Raw genomic sequence first — 16,635 nt, 5'->3', positions numbered from 1 at the left:
TTAGAACACCCCGATTCTGGAGGCGACTTCCTGGGCGTCGTCGTCCTCGGAGAGGCGGACGACGGCCTTCTTGTTGCCGTCCATCGTGTTCTGCGTGTTCACACCGACGACGGTGACGTCGTACTGGGACTCGACGGCCTCGGCGACCTCGGGTTTCCCAGCGGCGTCGTCGACGACGAACTGGAGCTTGTTCTGGAAGTCCATGTCGTTCATGGCCTTCTCGGTGACGTGTGGGTACTTGATGACGTCCCAGCTCATCGGTCACCCACCTCCTCGACTGCGGACTCGGTGAAGACAGTGAGCCGACCGGGCGCGGCGCCTGGCGCGAGGTCTTCCGTGTTGACCTCCCGTGCGGTGGCCACGTCGACGCCCGCGAGGTTGCGGGCGGCCTTCGACGGCTCGCCGCTGGTCACGAAGAGGACCGAGGAGGGGCGGCGGTACTTCCGACCGCGCATCGAGCCCTTCCCGGCCTTGATCTTCGTCTCGTCGGCGCGCTCGATGTCGGCGTCGAGGCCGAGTTCTTCCAGCAGCCCCAGGACCTCCTGGGTCTTGACCAGGTCCTCGAAGTCGTCGGAGACGACGACGGGAACCTCCTCGCGGTCGAACTCGTGGCCGCGCTCGGCGACGAGTTCGGCGTCCGTCGTGGCGGCGAGTGCCGACCGGACGGCGAGCTGGCGCTCCTTGTCGTTGATGTCGATAGAGCGGTCTTTCTCGGCTTTCGGCGGGTGGGCCGCGCGGCCCTTGACCGCCTGCGGGACGCGGCGGGCACGACCGTCCTGCTGTGGGACGTGTGCCTGACCGCGGCCGCTACCGAACGACTCGGCCGGCGTTCGGAGGCCGGCGTACTCGTCGGTACCGTAGTCCTGCTTTCGGTTTGCCTGGGCGGCGTGTACGGCCTTGGCGATGAGGTCCGAGCGAACCTGTGTCTCGAAGACATCGGGGAGCTCGACCTCGCCGTCGGCCTCGCCGTCCAGAGTGTAGATAGTTGCCTGCATGGATTATCCCTGGTTCGATTCCGTGGAGACGAAGCGCACCTCGGGGTCGAGGCGCGGCTGGTCGTTCGGTCGGACCGCGGGCCGGAAGCGCACCAGGCGCTTGTCCGGACCGGGGACCGAACCTTTGACGAGCGTGTACGGCCCGTCGACCTCGCCGTAGTTGACGAAGCCGCCGTCGACGGAGGCGTCGTCGCCCTCGCCGATGTCGATGAGGCGCTTGTTCAGCTCCGTGCGCTGGTGGTAGCCGGTCTGGCCCTGCTGGGGGACCGTCGAGCGCACGCGAGATGGGTTCCACGGGCCGAGGTTGCCGATGCGTCGGCGCCAGCCCTGGCGGGCGTGTTTGCCCTTCCGCTTCTGGACGCCCCACCGCTTGACGGGACCCTGCGTCCCTTTGCCCTTGGTGACGCCCGCGATGTCGGTGTACTCACCGGCGCGGAAGACGTCGTTCATCGAGTGCTCGCCACCGTCGTCGACGAGCTCGAGGGCGTGCTCGAGGCGGTCCGAAACGGACCCACCGCCGACGCGAGTCTCCATCACGTCGGGCTTTTTCTTCGGGACGCTCGGGACGGCGTCGGGGACGGTGTGCGTGATGAGACGCACGTCGCCCAGCCGACCGTCGTCGTGAGCGTCGCGTATCTGTTCCTCAGCAGCGTCCGGGTCGTGGTCCTCCGGCAGGTTGAGGGTCCGGTCGAGATCCGAGTGGAACTCGTCGGTCCATACCTCCGTCAGCGGACGCTGACCGTACGGCGTGTCTTCGTACGCACGCAGGGCGACGGCGCGCATCGGTGGCGTCTCGACGACTGTCACCGGGACAGTCTCCTCCATCCCTTCGCGGGGGGAGTTGGGTTCGTCGTTGACGAGCACGACGTGTGTCATGCCCGCCTTGTAGCCGGCGAACCCCTGGACGCCCGGCTGCCCGTCGTCGGACGGCCAGCTGTTGAAGCGAGGCGTCTCGCTCGTCGAGCGCTTGCGCGGGCCGAAGCCCAGCGAGCCTTTGCGTGGTCTGCTTGGTTGTGGCATTCGTTTACTCCGTGAGGGTTAGACAGGCGAGGGAGGCGAACATCGCTTCTTCAGTTCGCACGACCTCGCTGCCCTGGTTCGGAACCGTATTCAGCCAGAGGTCGAACCCTGTGGATTCGTCGTTCCGCTGGTCTCCCCGGACGGCGTCCGGGTCCACGTCGAGTATGGACGGTAACCCACGCTCGGGTGCCCCGAAGGCGACTGTCATGCCGCCCTCGCGGGCCCGTCGTTGGGCCAGTTCGCCCAGGCGACGAGTCGTTGCCAGCTCACCGTATCGCGATGAGGCGATAGTGAGTCCGGCGTCGTCACGCGAGAGTGCCATGTTGAGGTCCGCGGAAACGACGTCGAACCCCGATATGGGGGCGTCGACGAGTTTCGCCCGGACCGGCCGTCGCGAAGAGACCCTGACGGTCACGCGCTCCCCCTTACCCACGTCCAGTCCGTCTGGAACGGGCAGAGAGATCGGGTGTTGCATTCCGCAATTGACCCGGACGCGCCCATCAGCTCCGACCTCGGTCACGATTCCCTGTCTTAACGACCCCGAACCCTCGGATCCGGAGCCGGTCTGTGAACGCACGCGGAGCGGCGGCAGGACGCCGACGTACTCTAGTTCGTCCCGCTTGCCCCACATCTCTTTTCGGAGGTGTGGCGGCGTCGCGGCGTACCGCAGCACGGTTTCGACGAACCCGTCTTCCCACTTGCCGGCCCCGTCTGGGTCCGGAAACACCGTCAGCCGGTCGACGTTGAACACGGTGGCCGCGCGGGCCACGTATCCGATTTTGCGAGTTGCCTCGCGTCGGTCCTCGGCTTCCCGTGTGAGGGAGTCGGGCACGAGTACGCTGGTCGTCATGCCGTGACGCTTCCACGTCGCGCCACTAGACTGTAGCGATACTACTCCGGCCCTACGGTAAAAAGACCCCGCTTCGCGCACGCGATGGCACGCGTTCACACGCCCCCTCGAGGCTCGTGCCCTGGGAACGGCCCGCACGCCGATTGCCGCTTTCGAAAGCTGGCGGTGTGCACACAGTGTGCATACCAGCTGGGGGTCCGATACCCACGCGGCCCCCGAATTTTCCCCGTGAAACGCAAGGCTTTTTACTATCACCCTCGCCACTTTGGAATGCGAAGGGCGCGCTGGTAGTGTAGTTGGTATCACGTGACCTTGCCATGGTCACAACCTGGGTTCAAATCCCAGCCAGCGCATTTCTACGACGAACAATTCCGCCGAGCACCGTGTAGCGTGTGCTCGGCATCTGTGAGTCGTGAAATCGTACTTGGGTTTGAATCAGGGAAGTCGCAGCCCGCGCAGCGAAGCGAGCAGGACCGTCTTCCCGTGGTTCAAATCCCAGCCAGCGCATTTCTGCCGAAGCAAACCGACGAGCGTAGCGAGTCGCGTTTCGAGGCGAAACCGCCCTGGATTTGAACCCTATCAGTCGCAGCGTCCGCAACGAGCGTAGCGAGTGAGGACGAACGTCTGAGTCCGGTTCAAACACCGACGGACTTCGTCCGTCGAGACTCGCAATCGCTTCGCGATTGCTCACTCCCAGCCAGCGCATTCCGTTACCACCTTTTTCATCGTCACCCTTCCTCGTGAGCCTACGGCTCACTGCGCGAAGAGCGTGGCGGCGAAGCCGCCACGTCGTTCGGTTGCGGGCCACTGGCCCGCAACCGACTCCTCGAAAAACGTGGGCGAAAAAGGCCGAATCCTCACTGCGTTCGGATTCGGTGAACCGCGCTCGCTTCGCTCGCGCCCTCTCATATACTTGCTCATCAATGTCGGCAGCCCTGCCCTCCCCCGTTCTCGTGAGCGAAGCGAGCGAGAGCTCGTCAGAGCGAAGCTCTGACGGCGAGTCGCGGCCCGGAGGCGCTCCCGGCCCGATGCCTGTGACGCCAACTCACCGTTCCAGTGCCCGCGCCGTCCCGTCGAGTTGCTCGGCTAACTCTTCGAGGTCGCGCTCTAGGCGTTCGATATCGGCACGGAGGCGTGCACAATCCGGGTTCTGTGGGCGTCTCGTGGACCGCTGTTCCTGGGCCAGCACGCTCTTTCTGACGCGCTTCTGACTCAGCGTTCGGTAGGTAGCGTCGTATTCGGCCAGCGCGAGAAGCCCGTCGACGGTGTCGCGCAACCCCTCGGTAGTCACGGGCTTGACCAGGTAGTCGTCGACGCCCAGCCACCGGGTGACATCGAAGTAGGGCTCGCTGCGGGTCACCAGCCCCACACAGCAGTCGTGGTGTCGGTTCGTGAGTTCATCGACGAGCCTGGCCACCGACAGCTCCGGGAGGGGCCGGTCGAGGACGACGACGTCGGTGTCGTCGGTCATCGTCTCGACGGCGGTGGCCCCGCTGGCGACCGTCGAGACCGCGTAGAACTCGGAGAGCACGCGGTCGTACACCGCCCGGTGTTCGGCGTCGTCCTCGACGACGAGAACACGAGTCCCGTCCCCCATTTGATATAATCCCCGCAGGACATGATAATAAATGTTCATATTGTGACTCGTATAAGCTTCATATCGAACGGGGCCCAGTGACCCATATGTCGATTGCAATCGGCCACTTTGTGGTCGGTGCGGCCCTGACGACCGTCGTGGTCACGCTCTTCGTTCCGGGGGTCAGCTATCCGCGGACCATCGTGCTCGCGGGCGGCGGGTGGGCGATGGGTCCCGACTTCCATCAGGTGAGTCCGGTCGCGCGCGAGGCCCTCTTCGAGTTCCACAGCTCGCCGTGGGCCGACCTGTTCTGGTTCCACCGGACGCTGGATACGCTCGACGCGACAGACTCGAACACGGTGGCGGCAGTCCTTCTGTCCGGCTTCATCCTGACCACCCTCGTCGCCGAACGCCGGAGCTACCGAACGCCGACGGTCGTCGTCGACACGTACGAGACCTATCTGGACGTCGAGACGGACCAGTGATGGGCCACGCTTAGGAGCCGCGGGCTCCCACGTTCGAGCATGACCTGTATCGGGTTCCTGTCGGTCGCACCGGTCGTCGAGGAGAGCATGGCGCCCTACGTCGCCGACGCGGTCGCCGCGCTGGAGGAGTTCGACGTCGAGTACGAGACCACGCCGATGGGCACCGTCATCGAGGCCGAGGACAGCGCGGAGCTGTTCGCGGCGGCCCACGCCGCCCACGAGGCCGTCGGCGCCCAGTCCGACCGCGTGGAGACGTTCCTGAAAATCGACGACAAGCGCGGCGTCGACCAGCGTGCCAGCGAGAAGGTTAGCCGAGTAGAGGAGGAACTGGGCCGGGAGGCGCGAAGCGGCGGCTCGGACGATGGAGATTAAAGGCCCGGCTGGCGAAAGCGTGGTATGGATACGCTCAACCGGATGGCCACAGAGCTGGTCGACGAGGCCATCGACTTCGCCGACGAACTGACGATAGACGTCCACGCGCTGGACGGTGACGCCGCGGTACTCGACTTCGGTGTCGAGGTCCCCGGCGCCGTCGAGGCCGGCCTGGTGCTCGCGGAGCTCCAGACGGCCGGGCTGGCGACGGTCCAGACCGGGATGGAGCAGGTCGGGGCAGCTCCGCTGACACACGTCGAGCTCGGGACGGACCACCCGGCGCTGGCGCTGCTGTGTTCCCAGAAGGGCGGCTGGGAGCTGACCACGGATGACTTCGAAGGACTGGGCAGCGGCCCGGCCCGTGCGCTGGTCGCCGAAGAGGACATCTTCGGCCGAATCGGCTACCGGGAAGAGGAGCAGTTTGCCGTCCTCGCCGTCGAGACCGACCAGCTGCCCGACCAGGCCGTCGCCGCGCAGGTGGCCGAACGCACTGGCGTCCCCGAAACCGGGGTCTTCCTGCCCGCCTTCGCCACCGCGAGCGTCACCGGCAGCGTCGTGAGCGCGGCGCGGGCCGCCGAAATCGCCGTCTTCCGGCTGGCCGAGCTGGGCTACGACCCGGCGGAAGTGCTCTCGGCGAACGGTCGGGCGCCGGTCGCCCCCGTCGCGGCCGACGAGGCGACGGCGATGGCTCGAACCACTGACGCATTAGCCTACGGCAGCGAGGTCCATCTCACGGTCGACGAGCCAGTCGGCGATGTCGTCGACGAGGTCCCCTCCATCGCCGGCGCGGAGTACGGCCGACCGCTCGACGGCGTCTTCGAGGACGTCGACTGGGACTTCGCGGAGCTGCCGGTCGAGCTGTTCGGCCCGGCGAAGGTGACCATCGACGTCGTGGGCGGGGAGACCCACGTCGTCGGCGAGACCCACGAGGACGTGCTGGTCGAGAGCTTCGGGCTCTGAGGATGCGCTACAAGGTCGTCCCAGCGCCGCGGTCCGTGGCGTTCCTCCGTGACGTCCAGTCGGCACTCCCGCTGGTTCCCGGTAGCGTCGATGACTGCTGTGCCCGAATACTGGACCGCACAGACCTGGGGGCTCGCGACGACGCCAGGGAGTACCTGACGTTCGTCCAGGCGCTGGGCCTCGCAACCGAGAGTGACCGCGGATACAGCCAGGTACACGACGGGCCGGCCGACGGCGAGCTGGGAGCGCAGTTCCGCGAGAACATCCTGGGCGCGCAGGAGACCCTTCAGGCCCTGGAAGACGGCCCCCAGACGCCGGCGGAGTGTTTCGAAGCAATCCGAGAGTCTGTCCCCCGCTGGGAACGCGAACACGTCACCGACTGGGAGGCCGAGTGGCGCGAACGGAGCGAACGCCTGCTCGGGTGGGCCGTCGAGTTCGGGCTGGTCCGTCGCCAGAGCGGCGAGTACCGGCTTCTGGACCCGTGACCAGGGGCGCGGTTCCAGTTCCGGGCTCAACTGTTCGACGTGAGTGACGAGCGCTGCGAGGAATCGCGAGTGACGTGCCAGACCACCCACCCGGCAGCCAACACCAGGGCCACGTCACCGGCAGTCGTGAGCGCGGCGGTGTTCGCAAACAGGGCGTGGCCCTGGTCTACCGTCGCGACGTTGTCGGAGTTGTCGATGATATAGTGCAAGAGCCCCTCTAACGAGAGGCCAGCGACGCCCGTCAGCAGCAGCGTCCACACCCCGGCGAGTCGTCGACCTACGGCGAGTAACGCGAGGCCGACGACGGGCCCGACGAACAGGCACAGCACGACGAGCGAGAGTCGCCACGCCGGACCCGGTGTCGGTGCAGGTCGAGGAGATAGGTGGGCTCGACCGGGCGACGGACGCTGTGGCGTCGCTGCTGAGTGACCGCCAGCAGGAAGCGATTCAGACAGCGCTGGAGCTTGGCTACTACGAGATTCCGCGGGCAGTGAGCCACGAGGACGTCGCCGACCACATCGGGTGTGCGCCCAGCACGGCAGCCGAACACCTTCGGAAGGCCGAGTCGACACTCCTCGGGTCCCTGCTGGCGTGAGGAGAGGGCGCTCGGTGGCCGCGGAAAGCTGGCTTTCGCCCGCCAGCCACCGACTTTTGTTGACCGATGAGCAAGACTCGTACATGCCCGATATCACTCCCGAAACGGTCGAAGCGGGCGACGACTACTACCACGTCCGATACCGGGACCCCGAACAGTTCGACGAGATACGCACGCCGGACTGGGCCGAGAACCCGGCGGGTTCCGTGGTCGAAGGCGCGCAGGTCCGAACTGGCGACGAACACGGTAACGAGAACTGGACGGTCCAGAGCGTGCTCGTCCCCGTGGACAGGGTCGCCGACCGGGACGAGGCAGCCCAACAGGCCGACCAGATAGTCGAGAAGCTGTCGTCCTGATGTCGCTGCTCGACCGTCACACGGAGGAGAACAGTCGGTTCAGCGCTCAGTAGGCGATACCGACGCGCTCGCAGCTGTGCCTGTCGTTGACGAGCGCGTCGTAGACGAACGCCGCCACGTCGCCGGTCGAGACGGACTGACCGCCTTCCGGGAGGTAATCGACCGCAGTGCGATAGTGATTCGTCGGCGGGCCGTCGGGCATCCGGGGCGGGCAGACGAGTGTCCAGTCGAGCCCCGAGGGCCTGAGGCTGTCGTACACAGCCCGGTGGGCGGCGGCGAGCGGTCCCAATCCCGCGGGAAAGTCGTCCACGTCGAGCCGGAGTCGTCCCGGCGTGGCCTGAAGGATTCCTGCGGTGCCGACGGCGACCAGTCGCTCGACGCCGCTGGCTTCCATCGCGGCGACAAGGTTCTCGATACCGGTGTCGAGCGCCGCGAGATCACCCTCGTCGCCGGGTCCGAGCGCGCTACAGACGGCGTCCTGACCGCTGACTGCGGCCCCAACGGTCTCTGGATCGGTCACGTCACCCTCGATAATCGAGACGCCGTCGGGGGCCCGCGCGGCGTCACGAACGAACGCCGTCACACTGTGGCCGTCGGACACTGCGTACGCACAGACCCGGCGCCCGACGCGACCACTGGCACCGAAGACGAGCAGCTCCATACGTCACGGGAAGCGCCCGACGGATAAAGCAGGGGTACCTAACGGCGGTTACTCCGTCCCCACGTCGGTGACCGTCCCGACGCCCTTCGAGCGGCCCTCGCGGAAGACGAACTTCTGTCCTTCCTCGACCAGGTACGACCGGAATTTGAACCGAACCCTGGTCTGGCCGGCGTCGCCCGGCAACAGCTGGCCCTCGGCCGGGTAGAACTTCGCGGCCTCGCTGATGGTCTCTAGGTGGACGACCGGCTCGTAGCCGTCGCCGATTCGTGTCGGGTGGTTGAGCACCATCACCTCGGCCTCGAACTCCCGGACTGGCTCGGGGTCTGCGTCCCGGGGGAGCAACACCATTCCGCGCTCGATGTCGGCCTCTCGCACCCCCTTGAGCGCGATACCGACGATACGGCCGGCCTTGGCCTCGTCGACGCGGTGGTAGTGCATCTCGATAGAGCGGACCTCGACCTCGCGGAACTGGCCGTCCTGCATCGGGCCCAGCAGGAGTTCGTCGCCGGCCTCTACTTCGCCGGATTTGACCGTCCCGGACGCGACGGCGCCCACGCCCTGGACGTTGTAGGTCCGGTCGATGTACATCCGGAACTCGCCGACCTCGCCGCCGGTCTTGGGCAGCCGTTCGAACATCTCGTCCAGCGTGTCCAGCCCGCGCTGTGTGACGGCACTGGTCGTCACCACGGGGACCACGGTTTCGGATATCTCCTCGATAGCGGCGTCGATACCGTGGCGTTCGACCCGAAGCGGCGTCTTGTCGACCTCACGCAGGGCCCGCTCGACCTCCCGCTCGACCTCGCTGACCCGGTCGTCGGACACGAGGTCTGTCTTCGTGAGCGCGACGATGGTCGGAAGCTCGGTCGCCAGCAGGATGCCCAGATGCTCGCGGGTCGTCTCCGTGACGCCGTCGTCGGCAGCCACGGTGAGCAGACCGTAGTCCAGTTTCTGGCCCACCAGCCCGCGAATCGTGGTCCGAAGCCAGGGCTCGTGGCCCACGGTATCGACGAAGCTCACCAGCCGGTCGGACTCCTCGACGACGCGGGCCCGGTCAGTCTTGCGATGGGGATTGTCCATCCGCACGGGACCGTCGTCGTCGAAGCCGTAGACGCCATACGAGAGGTCAGCGGAGAGACCGCGTTCGACCTCGTGGGGTTGCACGTCCAGGAAGCCTCGCGTGTTGCCCTCACCGTCGTCGGCCTCACCCGTGACGAGCGACCCCACGAGCGTGGACTTGCCGTGGTCGACGTGGCCCGCCGTGCCCACGACGATGTGGTCGTCGTCCTCCAGCACCGCGCCTTCGCGGATAGTGGCGACGCCGACGATGCCCTTGGTCGGGCCGTCGCCGTCGTCGGCGACGCCGTCGACACCCCACGTCTGGACCTCTTCGATGTGGGCGCCAGCCTCCTCGGCGAGCAGGCTCAGTACGTCCATCGACTCGGAGAACTCGGCGGGAGAGATACCGGCCAGCCCGCCCTCGTCGGTCACGCCGACGACGTAGGTCGCCTCGCCCTCTCCGGAGAGGACACGGTGGCGAAGCTGTGCGGCCAGCGATTCCAGCCGCCCCTCCGAGAGATGGAGATCCTCGGTGAGCCGCTCCTTGAACTCGACGCTGCCACCCTCCTGTTCGCCGCGGTCCAGCGCGCGCTGGAGGACGGCCCGGTCGGGGCTCATGACCGTCCGTAACGGAGGGGCAAACAAAAGCTTTCCCCGGGTATGGCGCCCCTGCGCCCTGTTATGTACGGTGGGTGTCTCTATCTCTCACAGCGAAGGTTCATAGGCGAAGCCGGGGCCAGCGCGTTCTATGTAGGCCACTCGCCAGCGGGGCCCAGCCGTCGTGCGACACCAGCCCCGCTGTTCAGAGTGCCGGTGTCGCCAGTTCGCCCTTATCGGTACGGTTCGACCGCTTCGAGGAAGCCGTCGGCGTAGCTCGCCTCGGTCACGCGGTCCGCCCGAGCAAGCGCCGTCTCGTCGGCGTTGGCGACCGCCACCGACTCACCGGCCACGTCGAACAGCTCGGCGTCGTTCTCGGAGTCACCGACCGCGAGAAAGTCGGCCGGTTCGAGACCCAGCTCGGCACAGACAGCGTCCAGTCCGGTGCCCTTGTCGATACTGGCGTCGGTGACGTGGTAGGCAAAACCAGTGTCCAGAAATTCCAGTCCGTGCTCCTCTGCGAGGCGGCGCAGCGGTTCCTCGGGCTGGGACAGGTCGACGACGACCTCGGTCTCGCGCCACCGGTTCGCCAGGTCGACCTCGCCAAAGCCCATCTCGTAGCCCATATCTCGGTACGCCTCGGCGACAGCGAGACACGCCGCCTTGTCGCCCTCTATCTGGAGCGTGTCCGTGGCCTCGACGAACACCACCCCGCCGTTCTCCGCGATGACAGTGTAGTCGATGCCGACGAACTCACAGAGGGCGATGGGATACGGCATCGCCTTGCCCGTCGCGACGACGACCGGCTCGGGCCACTCCGAGAGCACGGGAAACACGCGCGGGTCGACGGCCCGGGTTTCGTCGGTGAGCGTGCCGTCGATATCGACCACCAGCGGCGGCGTCTCGGTCATACAGGAACTGGCGCCGGGGCGGATTTGGTCGTTGCGGTCCTATTCGTCGGTCAGCGTCTCGTAGGCCGCCTTCACGCGCTTGAACTCCCGTTCGTTCCCGCTGTCAGTGTCCGGATGGGTCTCCTTGACCCGCTCGCGGTAGGCCTGCTTGACGTCGCTCTCGTCGGCACTAGGGTCCAGGTCGAGCCTGTCGTAGGCCTCCGCTGGGGTGGGCCCCGACGCCTGCTGAACGGGCTGGCGTCGTCGCCCCGTCCCCTGGCGTCCGCCCCGAGCCTGCTGACGGCGGGCTCGTTCCTGACGGACCCGCTCTGCGGTGCGGCGCGCCCGGCCGTCCCGGGGTGGCTCCCACTCCTCGCGGGGCCCCGCGCCGAAGCCGCCGCGGCCGTCGCCTGGGGCGCCACGACCGTCGGTCGCAGCCCGTTGCTCGACGCGCTCGTAGACGCTCGCGGCCATCCGTCCGCTGAGGTGGTAGTACATCAGGTACGTCGAGGCCCCGAACATCAGCGCCAGAAAGAGCACGGCCGGGCTGGACAGCAATCCCACCACGGTCAGCACGGCTGTGAGGACGCCGAAGACGACCGCGATTCCCTTGGTAAGCCGGTCGTACTGCACGTTCTCTGGTTCGGGCCAGAGCACTGTAAGCGTCTCGCCTCTAGCAGTGTTTTGATAGGTGAAATCAGCCGTCAATAGCCAGAAAGCCCCGGCCAGCTAAACTCGGGGGTGGTTCGACAGCGAGTCGCGGGTCGCGAGGGACCGGAGGTCCCTCGTCTTGGCGAGCGGGCCTTGCGCGGCGCTACGCGCCGCGAAACCGAGGCGGTGAAACCGCCTCGCGCGGCCCGCGAGCCAAAGCCGAGAACGTGGGGGCTTTCTGGCTCTTCGAATTCTATGCTCGTAGCGAAACACCACCCCGACAATCACTCAGGCCCGTTCGACCGTCACGCGGCCGCCGTCGGTGACGAGTTCGAAGCCGGCGTCGCGGAGCCAGTCGGCGGCGGCGCCGTTGCTGTGAAGCAGGACTTCCGGGAGGTCGTCGGGCTCGTCGATATCCGTCGCCAGTCGGCGCGAGTCAACTTCGGCGACAGTCGCGCCGACCTCGCGGGCAATCCGGCGGTGGTCCCGAATCGACGCGCCGTGGTAGTCGACACGAAAGTCGGGGTGGCAGGAGACGAAGGCGTTCGTCCCGCCGCCGGTGCCGGGCGCCAGCACCACGTCGGCGTCGGGGGCGAATAGCCGCTCGACGGTTGCTGGCGTGAGCAGCGGGAGGTCGGCCATCACGACGGCCAGTTCACCGTTCGTCTCGGCGAGCAGCCCGTTGACGAGCGAATCGAGCCCCCGCTCGTCGACGGTGACGGGCGCGTCACACGTGACCGGCGCGGTCGCGACGACCGCCGGACTGTGGCCCGCCGCGTCGAGAGCCCCGATGACGTCCGCGAGCATCGCTTCGGTGAACTCGCGGCGCTCGTCAGGCGTGAGAAGGGAGGAGAGGCGGGTTTTCGGGTCGGACCCCGAGACGGGGACGACGAGTCGCATTACAGCTTGCTGTAGTCGTCCTCTTGGGACTGGCTGTAGAGGTAGAAGCCCCCGCCACCGAGCAGGAGCAAGAGCACGACCGCGCCAGCTGCGTACAGCAGCGTCTGGGTGGTCTGCTGGCTCTGCTGGGCCTGTTCGGCCGTGTTCTGGGCCTGGTTCGCGAGGTCGATAGCGTTCTCGAAGTTACCGTTCTCATAGGCGGAGATGGCGTTACCTCGCAGGTTCTCGGCCTCGCTGTTGCCGCCGGCCTCGTCGATAGCCGCGCCGGCGTCGTCGATAGCCTGCCGGGCCTCACGGCTCTGGTTCGTGTAGTGGTGAGCCGAGTCGGTGTGGAACTCGTTCTCGTTGCTGCCGGTCACCCGCGAGAGAGCCGCGACCGTGTAGTTCTCCCTGGGCTCGTAGGTGTAGTTCTCGACGGCTGGCGCGGTCCCCTCGAGGACGATACGGACCTCGTCACCGTCCTGGGCGCCCTCGCCGTCCATCGTCTGGTTGAACGACTGGGTCCCGTAGGTATCGTCGTAGACGACGTTGCCGCGGTCGAGTACCTCGATGGTCCAGCTAACGTCCTCGAGCTCGGTCTCACCCCGGAGCGTCCATTCGCTCGGAACGTCCGTGTACGGGTCGTCGATGACGTACGTGGCCGACACCTCGCTGTCGACGGCGGTCTCGTTGGGCACATCGCCCTCTGTCGAGAAGCTGAAGGCACCCGCTGTGCCCGCAACGGCCACCAGCCCGACGACACAGAGCAATGCGACCGTCGCCCTAGAATAGTGGATCGAGTTCATCTTCATCGTCTTCAACCAAGTTCTCTAAGTTATCTTCGCTTTGCTGGCGGATGTCGTCGATGTTGTCCTGGGCTTCGATGGCGACCTGCTGGAGCTCCTTGATGCGGGGAACGTTGTGGACGCCAGCAAGCAGAATGGAGGCGGCGACCTTCGGGGCGTTGGTCGGGTAGTCCCCGCCACGCACTTCCATCGAGCCGGTCTGCTCTTCGAGCCACTTGCGGCCCCGCTCGATACCCTTCCGGTTGAGGTGTTTGGGCGGCCCGGCCATCACGAGCAGCGCGCGCTCGGTGCCCTCGATTTCACAGGGCAGCGTCAGCCGCCCGAGGGCGGCCTTGCGGACAAGCGAGGTGATGCGGTTGGTGGTGTTGGCCGTGTCCATCCCGTCGTCGCCGCCGTCGCTGTCGCCCTTGAACCGCGAGAGCAGTCCGCCACCGCTGGAGTCGACCTCGACGTCCTCGGAGGCGTAGCCGACGGTGGAGACGCCGCCGCCGTCGAGCGTGTTGATGATCTCGGAGGAGTCGACGACGCTCTCGGCGATGTTGTCGCCGGCTTCGACTTCGCCCGCGCCGAAGAGGACGCCAAAGCGGCGGACGATCTCCTCGTTGATGTGGTCGTAGCCGCCCTCGACGGACTCGCCGGTCTGGCGCCAGGCGTCGTTGTCGAACACCATGAGGTTGTCCACCTCGCGGACGAACGTCTGGAACGACCTGGCGGCGTTGAGGGTGTAGATACCACCCTCGTCGCTGCCCGGCAGGACGCCGAGCCCGTAGACGGGTTCGGTGTAGATGCGTTTGAGGTGTTTCGCGACGACCGGCGACCCACCGGACCCGGTCCCGCCGCCCAGCCCGGCGACGACGAGGAACGCGTCGACCTCGTGGACGGGGATGTTGTCGATGGCCCCCTGGACCTCGTCGATGTCCTCCTCGGCGATTTCAGCGCCCAGTTCGTTGTCGGCGCCCACGCCGTGGCCCTTGACGCGGGCCTGTCCGATTAGCACCCGATTCTCCTCCGGAATGTGTTCTAGCCCCAGCAGGTCAGCTTTGGCCGTGTTGACCGCCACGGCCGAGCGGACGATTCCCGAGCCCGTCTTCTCGTCGTACTCGAGGAATTTGTCCACGATTTTGCCACCGGCCTGCCCGAAGCCGATCATCGCGAGTTTCATTGATATAGTTCTCCGGTTGAAAGTGGTAAGTAGGATAGTGCGTATAAGTTTTTTGCCCAAATCTCAGCGATGAAAGCTCGACGCAAAAACAAAAGCTACTTGACGTACAGTGAGCCCTGAAATCGCAAGCGGGCGCGACGGGACGGCTACAGTCGTTTGACGGAGGTTCGGCTCGCGCTCGGACTGTGGCGATTCCCGACAGGAACGGCCGCCTCGATTATTTGCCCTGACAATGAAAGGTGTCTAGGCCACCCCGAGATACGAGCGGAACGACCGCAAAGACGCCGGGTCGCGACCGAACACCTCGACGTCGTTGGTGGTGGGCGTGTTGTCGAAGTCCAGCCCCTCGTACTGGTCGCTCCCCATCGGGAACCCGAGTGAGCCAAGCACCGGGAGCCCGATTTTGGCCAGGGGCATCGGCAGCGGGACGATAGTGATGGACTTGCCCTCAGCCGCGAAGACCAGTTCGGTGGCCTCCCGGAGACTCAGCGTCTCGGGCCCGCCGACCTCGTAGGTCTGGCCGACGTGTTCCTCGCCCTCCAGCGCGTCGGCGAGCATCGGCACGAGGTCGTCTATCCAGATGAGCTGGAAGTGGGCCTTTTTGCCGCCGCCGGGTAGCGGGTACAGCGGCACCGCAGGGGCGAATATCTCCTTGAGGCGCTTGGTGAAGTAGACGAACTCGCCGCCGTCTCCGAAGACGACCGACGGGCGGAAGATGGTCCAGTCCAGCTCCGAGTTCTTGACGACGGCTTCGGCTTTCCCCTTCGCCCGGAGGTAATGGGTCCCACCGTCGGGGTCCGCGCCCAGCGCGCTCATCTGGAGGAAGCGGTCCACGCCGTGTTCTTCGGCCGCCTTGACGCAGTTCTCGGTGCCGCCCAGATGGACCACCTCGTGCATCTCGTCGCCGCCGTCGGGCTTGAACAGCGGTGACAGCGCCGGGAGGAAGACGACGGCGTCACGGCCCTCGAAGGCGCCGGCGATGCTGTCGTAGTCGGTCACGTCACCCTCCTTGCGGGTGACGCCGTCGGGTAGCTCGGCGTCGTGGGGGTCCCGTGACAGAGCGGTCACGTCGTGGTCGCGGTCGTCGAGTTCCCGACAGAGATGCTGTCCAACGAAACCACTGCCGCCGACTACAAGTACGTCCATACGCTTTCCTTCCCGCCGAACAAACGTAAAGATAGGGCGAAACCAGTTGGGCCACGGGAGTGAGCGCGGGGTTCGGGGCGCTTACGTACCCGGCCGCCGACGCTCCGGTATGCTCGTTACGCTGGAGGGGCTCGACGGCAGCGGGAAGACGACGGTGTGGGAGCGGCTACGGGCCGACGACGAGGTCGAAGCGACCTTCACCCGCGAACCGACCGACAGCTGGTACGGCGAGGCCGTCATGCGCTCTATCCAGAACGACGGCGCCGACTCGCTGGCCGAGCTCTTTCTCTACACGGCCGACCACGCGGCCCACCTGGCCGACACCGTTCGGCCTGCTCTCGAAGACGACTCGCTGGTGGTCTCAGACCGCTACTCCGACTCCAGATACGCCTACCAGGGTGCGACGCTGGCCGACAGCGACCATTTCGACGACCCACTGGCGTACGTCAAGCAGGTCCACGAGCCCTGGACGCGACCGCCGGACCTGACGGTGTATCTCGACCTCGACCCGGAGACGGCCGCCCGCCGCAGCGGCGCCACGAACAAGTTCGAGACGGCGGAGTACCTCGCCGACGTCCGTGCGAACTACGAACGACTCATAGACGCTGAGCCAGACCGCTTCGTCCGGGTCGACGCCACCCAGGACCCCGAGACTGTCTACGAGCAGGTCCGCGACGCGCTGGCGTAGCTACGTCGACGTCGGCAACTCGACCTCGTCGGGCGAGGGCATCCAGACGTAGTCGAACGTCATCCCCAGTGCGAGCGGGAGCATCACCGCTAGCGTCAGGAACGTGACGGTGCCGAGGTCGATGAACGAGCCGATGGGGACCGACAGTACCACTCCGAGGATGAGAAGCGCGAGCGGACAGAGCAACAGGGAGTAGAGCAGCCCGCCCCAGCGTGTGTTGAGCCGAACCCTGAAGAATCGTGTCATCAGTGCCGTCACGGCGCTGTTGACCAGCACGATAACGACAAGTCCGGCGATGGCGACAGCGCTGACCATACCGGCCGTAGGGCGGCGAGACTCTTTGCCGTTACTGTACACCGTGACCGACCGGGCCGCATCGCACTACTCGCGGTTCCTTCGGTCACC

22 protein-coding genes and 1 tRNA gene are annotated in these 16,635 nt (G+C 66.4%); 8 read left to right on the top strand and 15 right to left on the bottom strand.

The window, feature by feature from the left end:
• Genes EGD98_RS14770 through EGD98_RS14755 form a run of 4 tightly spaced genes read right to left on the bottom strand, consistent with a single transcriptional unit; the run spans nucleotide 1 to nucleotide 2,865 of the window.
• Nucleotides 1–258: a 50S ribosomal protein L23 gene (locus tag EGD98_RS14770; protein WP_220589127.1), complete on the bottom strand. Its 258-nt coding sequence runs from the start codon at nucleotides 256–258 to the stop codon at nucleotides 1–3.
• Nucleotides 255–995 (bottom strand): 50S ribosomal protein L4, encoded by a 741-nt coding sequence (rpl4p, locus tag EGD98_RS14765; protein WP_220589126.1) that lies wholly within the window; start codon nucleotides 993–995, stop codon nucleotides 255–257. The genes EGD98_RS14770 and rpl4p overlap by 4 nt, the downstream gene beginning before the upstream one ends.
• A gap of 3 nt (nucleotides 996–998) precedes the next feature.
• Nucleotides 999–2,015: a 50S ribosomal protein L3 gene (gene rpl3p / locus EGD98_RS14760; RefSeq protein WP_220589125.1), complete on the bottom strand. Its 1,017-nt coding sequence runs from the start codon at nucleotides 2,013–2,015 to the stop codon at nucleotides 999–1,001.
• A gap of 4 nt (nucleotides 2,016–2,019) precedes the next feature.
• Nucleotides 2,020–2,865 (bottom strand): putative RNA uridine N3 methyltransferase, encoded by an 846-nt coding sequence (locus tag EGD98_RS14755; RefSeq protein WP_220589124.1) that lies wholly within the window; start codon nucleotides 2,863–2,865, stop codon nucleotides 2,020–2,022.
• A gap of 281 nt (nucleotides 2,866–3,146) precedes the next feature.
• Here EGD98_RS14755 and EGD98_RS14750 point away from each other — a divergent pair.
• A tRNA-Gly gene (locus EGD98_RS14750) sits at nucleotides 3,147–3,218 on the top strand.
• Between the two features lie 692 nt (nucleotides 3,219–3,910).
• On the opposite strand, the gene EGD98_RS14745 is transcribed toward EGD98_RS14750, so the two are convergent.
• Nucleotides 3,911–4,462, bottom strand: a complete 552-nt coding sequence (locus EGD98_RS14745; RefSeq protein WP_220589123.1) for a response regulator — start codon at nucleotides 4,460–4,462, stop codon at nucleotides 3,911–3,913.
• A gap of 86 nt (nucleotides 4,463–4,548) precedes the next feature.
• Here EGD98_RS14745 and EGD98_RS14740 point away from each other — a divergent pair, with 86 nt between their 5' ends.
• Genes EGD98_RS14740 through EGD98_RS14725 form a run of 4 tightly spaced genes read left to right on the top strand, consistent with a single transcriptional unit; the run spans nucleotide 4,549 to nucleotide 6,743 of the window.
• Nucleotides 4,549–4,926 carry a hypothetical protein gene (locus tag EGD98_RS14740; protein ID WP_220589122.1) on the top strand — a complete coding sequence of 126 codons (378 nt, stop codon included), beginning with the start codon at nucleotides 4,549–4,551 and terminating at the stop codon, nucleotides 4,924–4,926.
• Between the two features lie 39 nt (nucleotides 4,927–4,965).
• Nucleotides 4,966–5,298 (top strand): MTH1187 family thiamine-binding protein, encoded by a 333-nt coding sequence (locus EGD98_RS14735; protein WP_220589121.1) that lies wholly within the window; start codon nucleotides 4,966–4,968, stop codon nucleotides 5,296–5,298.
• Between the two features lie 24 nt (nucleotides 5,299–5,322).
• Nucleotides 5,323–6,258: a methenyltetrahydromethanopterin cyclohydrolase gene (mch, locus tag EGD98_RS14730; RefSeq protein WP_220589120.1), complete on the top strand. Its 936-nt coding sequence runs from the start codon at nucleotides 5,323–5,325 to the stop codon at nucleotides 6,256–6,258.
• Nucleotides 6,259–6,260: 2 nt separating this feature from the next.
• A complete protein-coding gene (locus EGD98_RS14725; protein WP_220589119.1) occupies nucleotides 6,261–6,743 on the top strand; it encodes a double winged helix-containing putative transcriptional regulator in 483 nt (160 codons plus the stop codon).
• A gap of 26 nt (nucleotides 6,744–6,769) precedes the next feature.
• Here the strand turns inward: EGD98_RS14725 and EGD98_RS14720 are convergent, their stop codons facing one another.
• Nucleotides 6,770–7,072, bottom strand: a complete 303-nt coding sequence (locus tag EGD98_RS14720) for a hypothetical protein (RefSeq protein WP_220589118.1) — start codon at nucleotides 7,070–7,072, stop codon at nucleotides 6,770–6,772.
• A 29-nt stretch (nucleotides 7,073–7,101) separates the two neighbouring features.
• Here EGD98_RS14720 and EGD98_RS14715 point away from each other — a divergent pair, with 29 nt between their 5' ends.
• Both EGD98_RS14715 and EGD98_RS14710 read left to right on the top strand, forming a co-directional pair.
• Complete coding sequence (locus tag EGD98_RS14715) at nucleotides 7,102–7,338, top strand: helix-turn-helix domain-containing protein (RefSeq protein ID WP_220589117.1); 237 nt, start codon at nucleotides 7,102–7,104, stop codon at nucleotides 7,336–7,338.
• Between the two features lie 83 nt (nucleotides 7,339–7,421).
• Nucleotides 7,422–7,694: a hypothetical protein gene (locus tag EGD98_RS14710; protein ID WP_220589116.1), complete on the top strand. Its 273-nt coding sequence runs from the start codon at nucleotides 7,422–7,424 to the stop codon at nucleotides 7,692–7,694.
• Between the two features lie 46 nt (nucleotides 7,695–7,740).
• Here EGD98_RS14710 and EGD98_RS14705 read toward each other — a convergent pair whose 3' ends face one another.
• The 8 genes from EGD98_RS14705 to EGD98_RS14670 all read right to left on the bottom strand — a co-directional run bounded on the left by EGD98_RS14705 (nucleotide 7,741) and on the right by EGD98_RS14670 (nucleotide 15,542).
• A complete protein-coding gene (locus EGD98_RS14705; RefSeq protein ID WP_220589115.1) occupies nucleotides 7,741–8,355 on the bottom strand; it encodes an NAD(P)-dependent oxidoreductase in 615 nt (204 codons plus the stop codon).
• 48 nt (nucleotides 8,356–8,403) lie between these two features.
• Nucleotides 8,404–10,029 carry a GTPBP1 family GTP-binding protein gene (locus tag EGD98_RS14700; RefSeq protein WP_220589114.1) on the bottom strand — a complete coding sequence of 542 codons (1,626 nt, stop codon included), beginning with the start codon at nucleotides 10,027–10,029 and terminating at the stop codon, nucleotides 8,404–8,406.
• A gap of 212 nt (nucleotides 10,030–10,241) precedes the next feature.
• Nucleotides 10,242–10,919: a phosphoglycolate phosphatase gene (locus EGD98_RS14695; RefSeq protein WP_220589113.1), complete on the bottom strand. Its 678-nt coding sequence runs from the start codon at nucleotides 10,917–10,919 to the stop codon at nucleotides 10,242–10,244.
• A 39-nt stretch (nucleotides 10,920–10,958) separates the two neighbouring features.
• Nucleotides 10,959–11,531: a J domain-containing protein gene (locus EGD98_RS14690; protein ID WP_220589112.1), complete on the bottom strand. Its 573-nt coding sequence runs from the start codon at nucleotides 11,529–11,531 to the stop codon at nucleotides 10,959–10,961.
• 306 nt (nucleotides 11,532–11,837) lie between these two features.
• A complete protein-coding gene (gene cofC, locus EGD98_RS14685) occupies nucleotides 11,838–12,449 on the bottom strand; it encodes a 2-phospho-L-lactate guanylyltransferase (protein ID WP_220589111.1) in 612 nt (203 codons plus the stop codon).
• Nucleotides 12,449–13,234: a hypothetical protein gene (locus tag EGD98_RS14680; RefSeq protein WP_220589110.1), complete on the bottom strand. Its 786-nt coding sequence runs from the start codon at nucleotides 13,232–13,234 to the stop codon at nucleotides 12,449–12,451. The genes cofC and EGD98_RS14680 overlap by 1 nt, the downstream gene beginning before the upstream one ends.
• Nucleotides 13,212–14,396, bottom strand: coding sequence for a tubulin/FtsZ family protein (locus EGD98_RS14675; protein WP_220589109.1), 1,185 nt, complete (start codon nucleotides 14,394–14,396; stop codon nucleotides 13,212–13,214). Before EGD98_RS14675 ends, EGD98_RS14680 begins: the two co-directional genes overlap by 23 nt.
• 243 nt (nucleotides 14,397–14,639) lie before the next feature.
• On the bottom strand, nucleotides 14,640–15,542 hold the full coding sequence (locus tag EGD98_RS14670; protein WP_220589108.1) for a complex I NDUFA9 subunit family protein: 903 nt from the start codon (nucleotides 15,540–15,542) through the stop codon (nucleotides 14,640–14,642).
• A 109-nt stretch (nucleotides 15,543–15,651) separates the two neighbouring features.
• Here EGD98_RS14670 and tmk point away from each other — a divergent pair, with 109 nt between their 5' ends.
• Nucleotides 15,652–16,230, top strand: a complete 579-nt coding sequence (gene tmk, locus EGD98_RS14665; protein WP_220589107.1) for a dTMP kinase — start codon at nucleotides 15,652–15,654, stop codon at nucleotides 16,228–16,230.
• Here tmk and EGD98_RS14660 read toward each other — a convergent pair whose 3' ends face one another.
• Nucleotides 16,231–16,545 (bottom strand): DUF7991 family protein, encoded by a 315-nt coding sequence (locus EGD98_RS14660; RefSeq protein ID WP_220589106.1) that lies wholly within the window; start codon nucleotides 16,543–16,545, stop codon nucleotides 16,231–16,233.
• Nucleotides 16,546–16,635 lie beyond the last annotated feature (90 nt).

Source organism: Haloarcula salinisoli (genome assembly GCF_019599405.1).
GTDB lineage: Archaea > Halobacteriota > Halobacteria > Halobacteriales > Haloarculaceae > Haloarcula > Haloarcula salinisoli.
Note: the sequence above shows the minus strand (reverse complement) of the source record. Positions and strands in the feature narration are given on the sequence as shown.

Excerpts from the sequence above, each read along its gene's own strand:
- EGD98_RS14695 (WP_220589113.1), bottom strand. The coding sequence starts at position 10,919 with ATGACCGAGACGCCGCCGCTGGTGGTCGATATCGACGGCACGCTCACC.
- rpl3p (WP_220589125.1), bottom strand. The coding sequence starts at position 2,015 with ATGCCACAACCAAGCAGACCACGCAAAGGCTCGCTGGGCTTCGGCCCG.
- EGD98_RS14670 (WP_220589108.1), bottom strand. The coding sequence starts at position 15,542 with ATGGACGTACTTGTAGTCGGCGGCAGTGGTTTCGTTGGACAGCATCTC.
- EGD98_RS14740 (WP_220589122.1), top strand. The coding sequence starts at position 4,549 with ATGTCGATTGCAATCGGCCACTTTGTGGTCGGTGCGGCCCTGACGACC.
- EGD98_RS14705 (WP_220589115.1), bottom strand. The coding sequence starts at position 8,355 with ATGGAGCTGCTCGTCTTCGGTGCCAGTGGTCGCGTCGGGCGCCGGGTC.
- EGD98_RS14725 (WP_220589119.1), top strand. The coding sequence starts at position 6,261 with ATGCGCTACAAGGTCGTCCCAGCGCCGCGGTCCGTGGCGTTCCTCCGT.
- cofC (WP_220589111.1), bottom strand. The coding sequence starts at position 12,449 with ATGCGACTCGTCGTCCCCGTCTCGGGGTCCGACCCGAAAACCCGCCTC.
- EGD98_RS14755 (WP_220589124.1), bottom strand. The coding sequence starts at position 2,865 with ATGACGACCAGCGTACTCGTGCCCGACTCCCTCACACGGGAAGCCGAG.
- EGD98_RS14680 (WP_220589110.1), bottom strand. The coding sequence starts at position 13,234 with ATGAACTCGATCCACTATTCTAGGGCGACGGTCGCATTGCTCTGTGTC.
- EGD98_RS14675 (WP_220589109.1), bottom strand. The coding sequence starts at position 14,396 with ATGAAACTCGCGATGATCGGCTTCGGGCAGGCCGGTGGCAAAATCGTG.
- mch (WP_220589120.1), top strand. The coding sequence starts at position 5,323 with ATGGATACGCTCAACCGGATGGCCACAGAGCTGGTCGACGAGGCCATC.
- EGD98_RS14710 (WP_220589116.1), top strand. The coding sequence starts at position 7,422 with ATGCCCGATATCACTCCCGAAACGGTCGAAGCGGGCGACGACTACTAC.
- EGD98_RS14660 (WP_220589106.1), bottom strand. The coding sequence starts at position 16,545 with ATGGTCAGCGCTGTCGCCATCGCCGGACTTGTCGTTATCGTGCTGGTC.
- EGD98_RS14770 (WP_220589127.1), bottom strand. The coding sequence starts at position 258 with ATGAGCTGGGACGTCATCAAGTACCCACACGTCACCGAGAAGGCCATG.
- EGD98_RS14745 (WP_220589123.1), bottom strand. The coding sequence starts at position 4,462 with ATGGGGGACGGGACTCGTGTTCTCGTCGTCGAGGACGACGCCGAACAC.
- EGD98_RS14700 (WP_220589114.1), bottom strand. The coding sequence starts at position 10,029 with ATGAGCCCCGACCGGGCCGTCCTCCAGCGCGCGCTGGACCGCGGCGAA.
- rpl4p (WP_220589126.1), bottom strand. The coding sequence starts at position 995 with ATGCAGGCAACTATCTACACTCTGGACGGCGAGGCCGACGGCGAGGTC.
- EGD98_RS14735 (WP_220589121.1), top strand. The coding sequence starts at position 4,966 with ATGACCTGTATCGGGTTCCTGTCGGTCGCACCGGTCGTCGAGGAGAGC.
- tmk (WP_220589107.1), top strand. The coding sequence starts at position 15,652 with ATGCTCGTTACGCTGGAGGGGCTCGACGGCAGCGGGAAGACGACGGTG.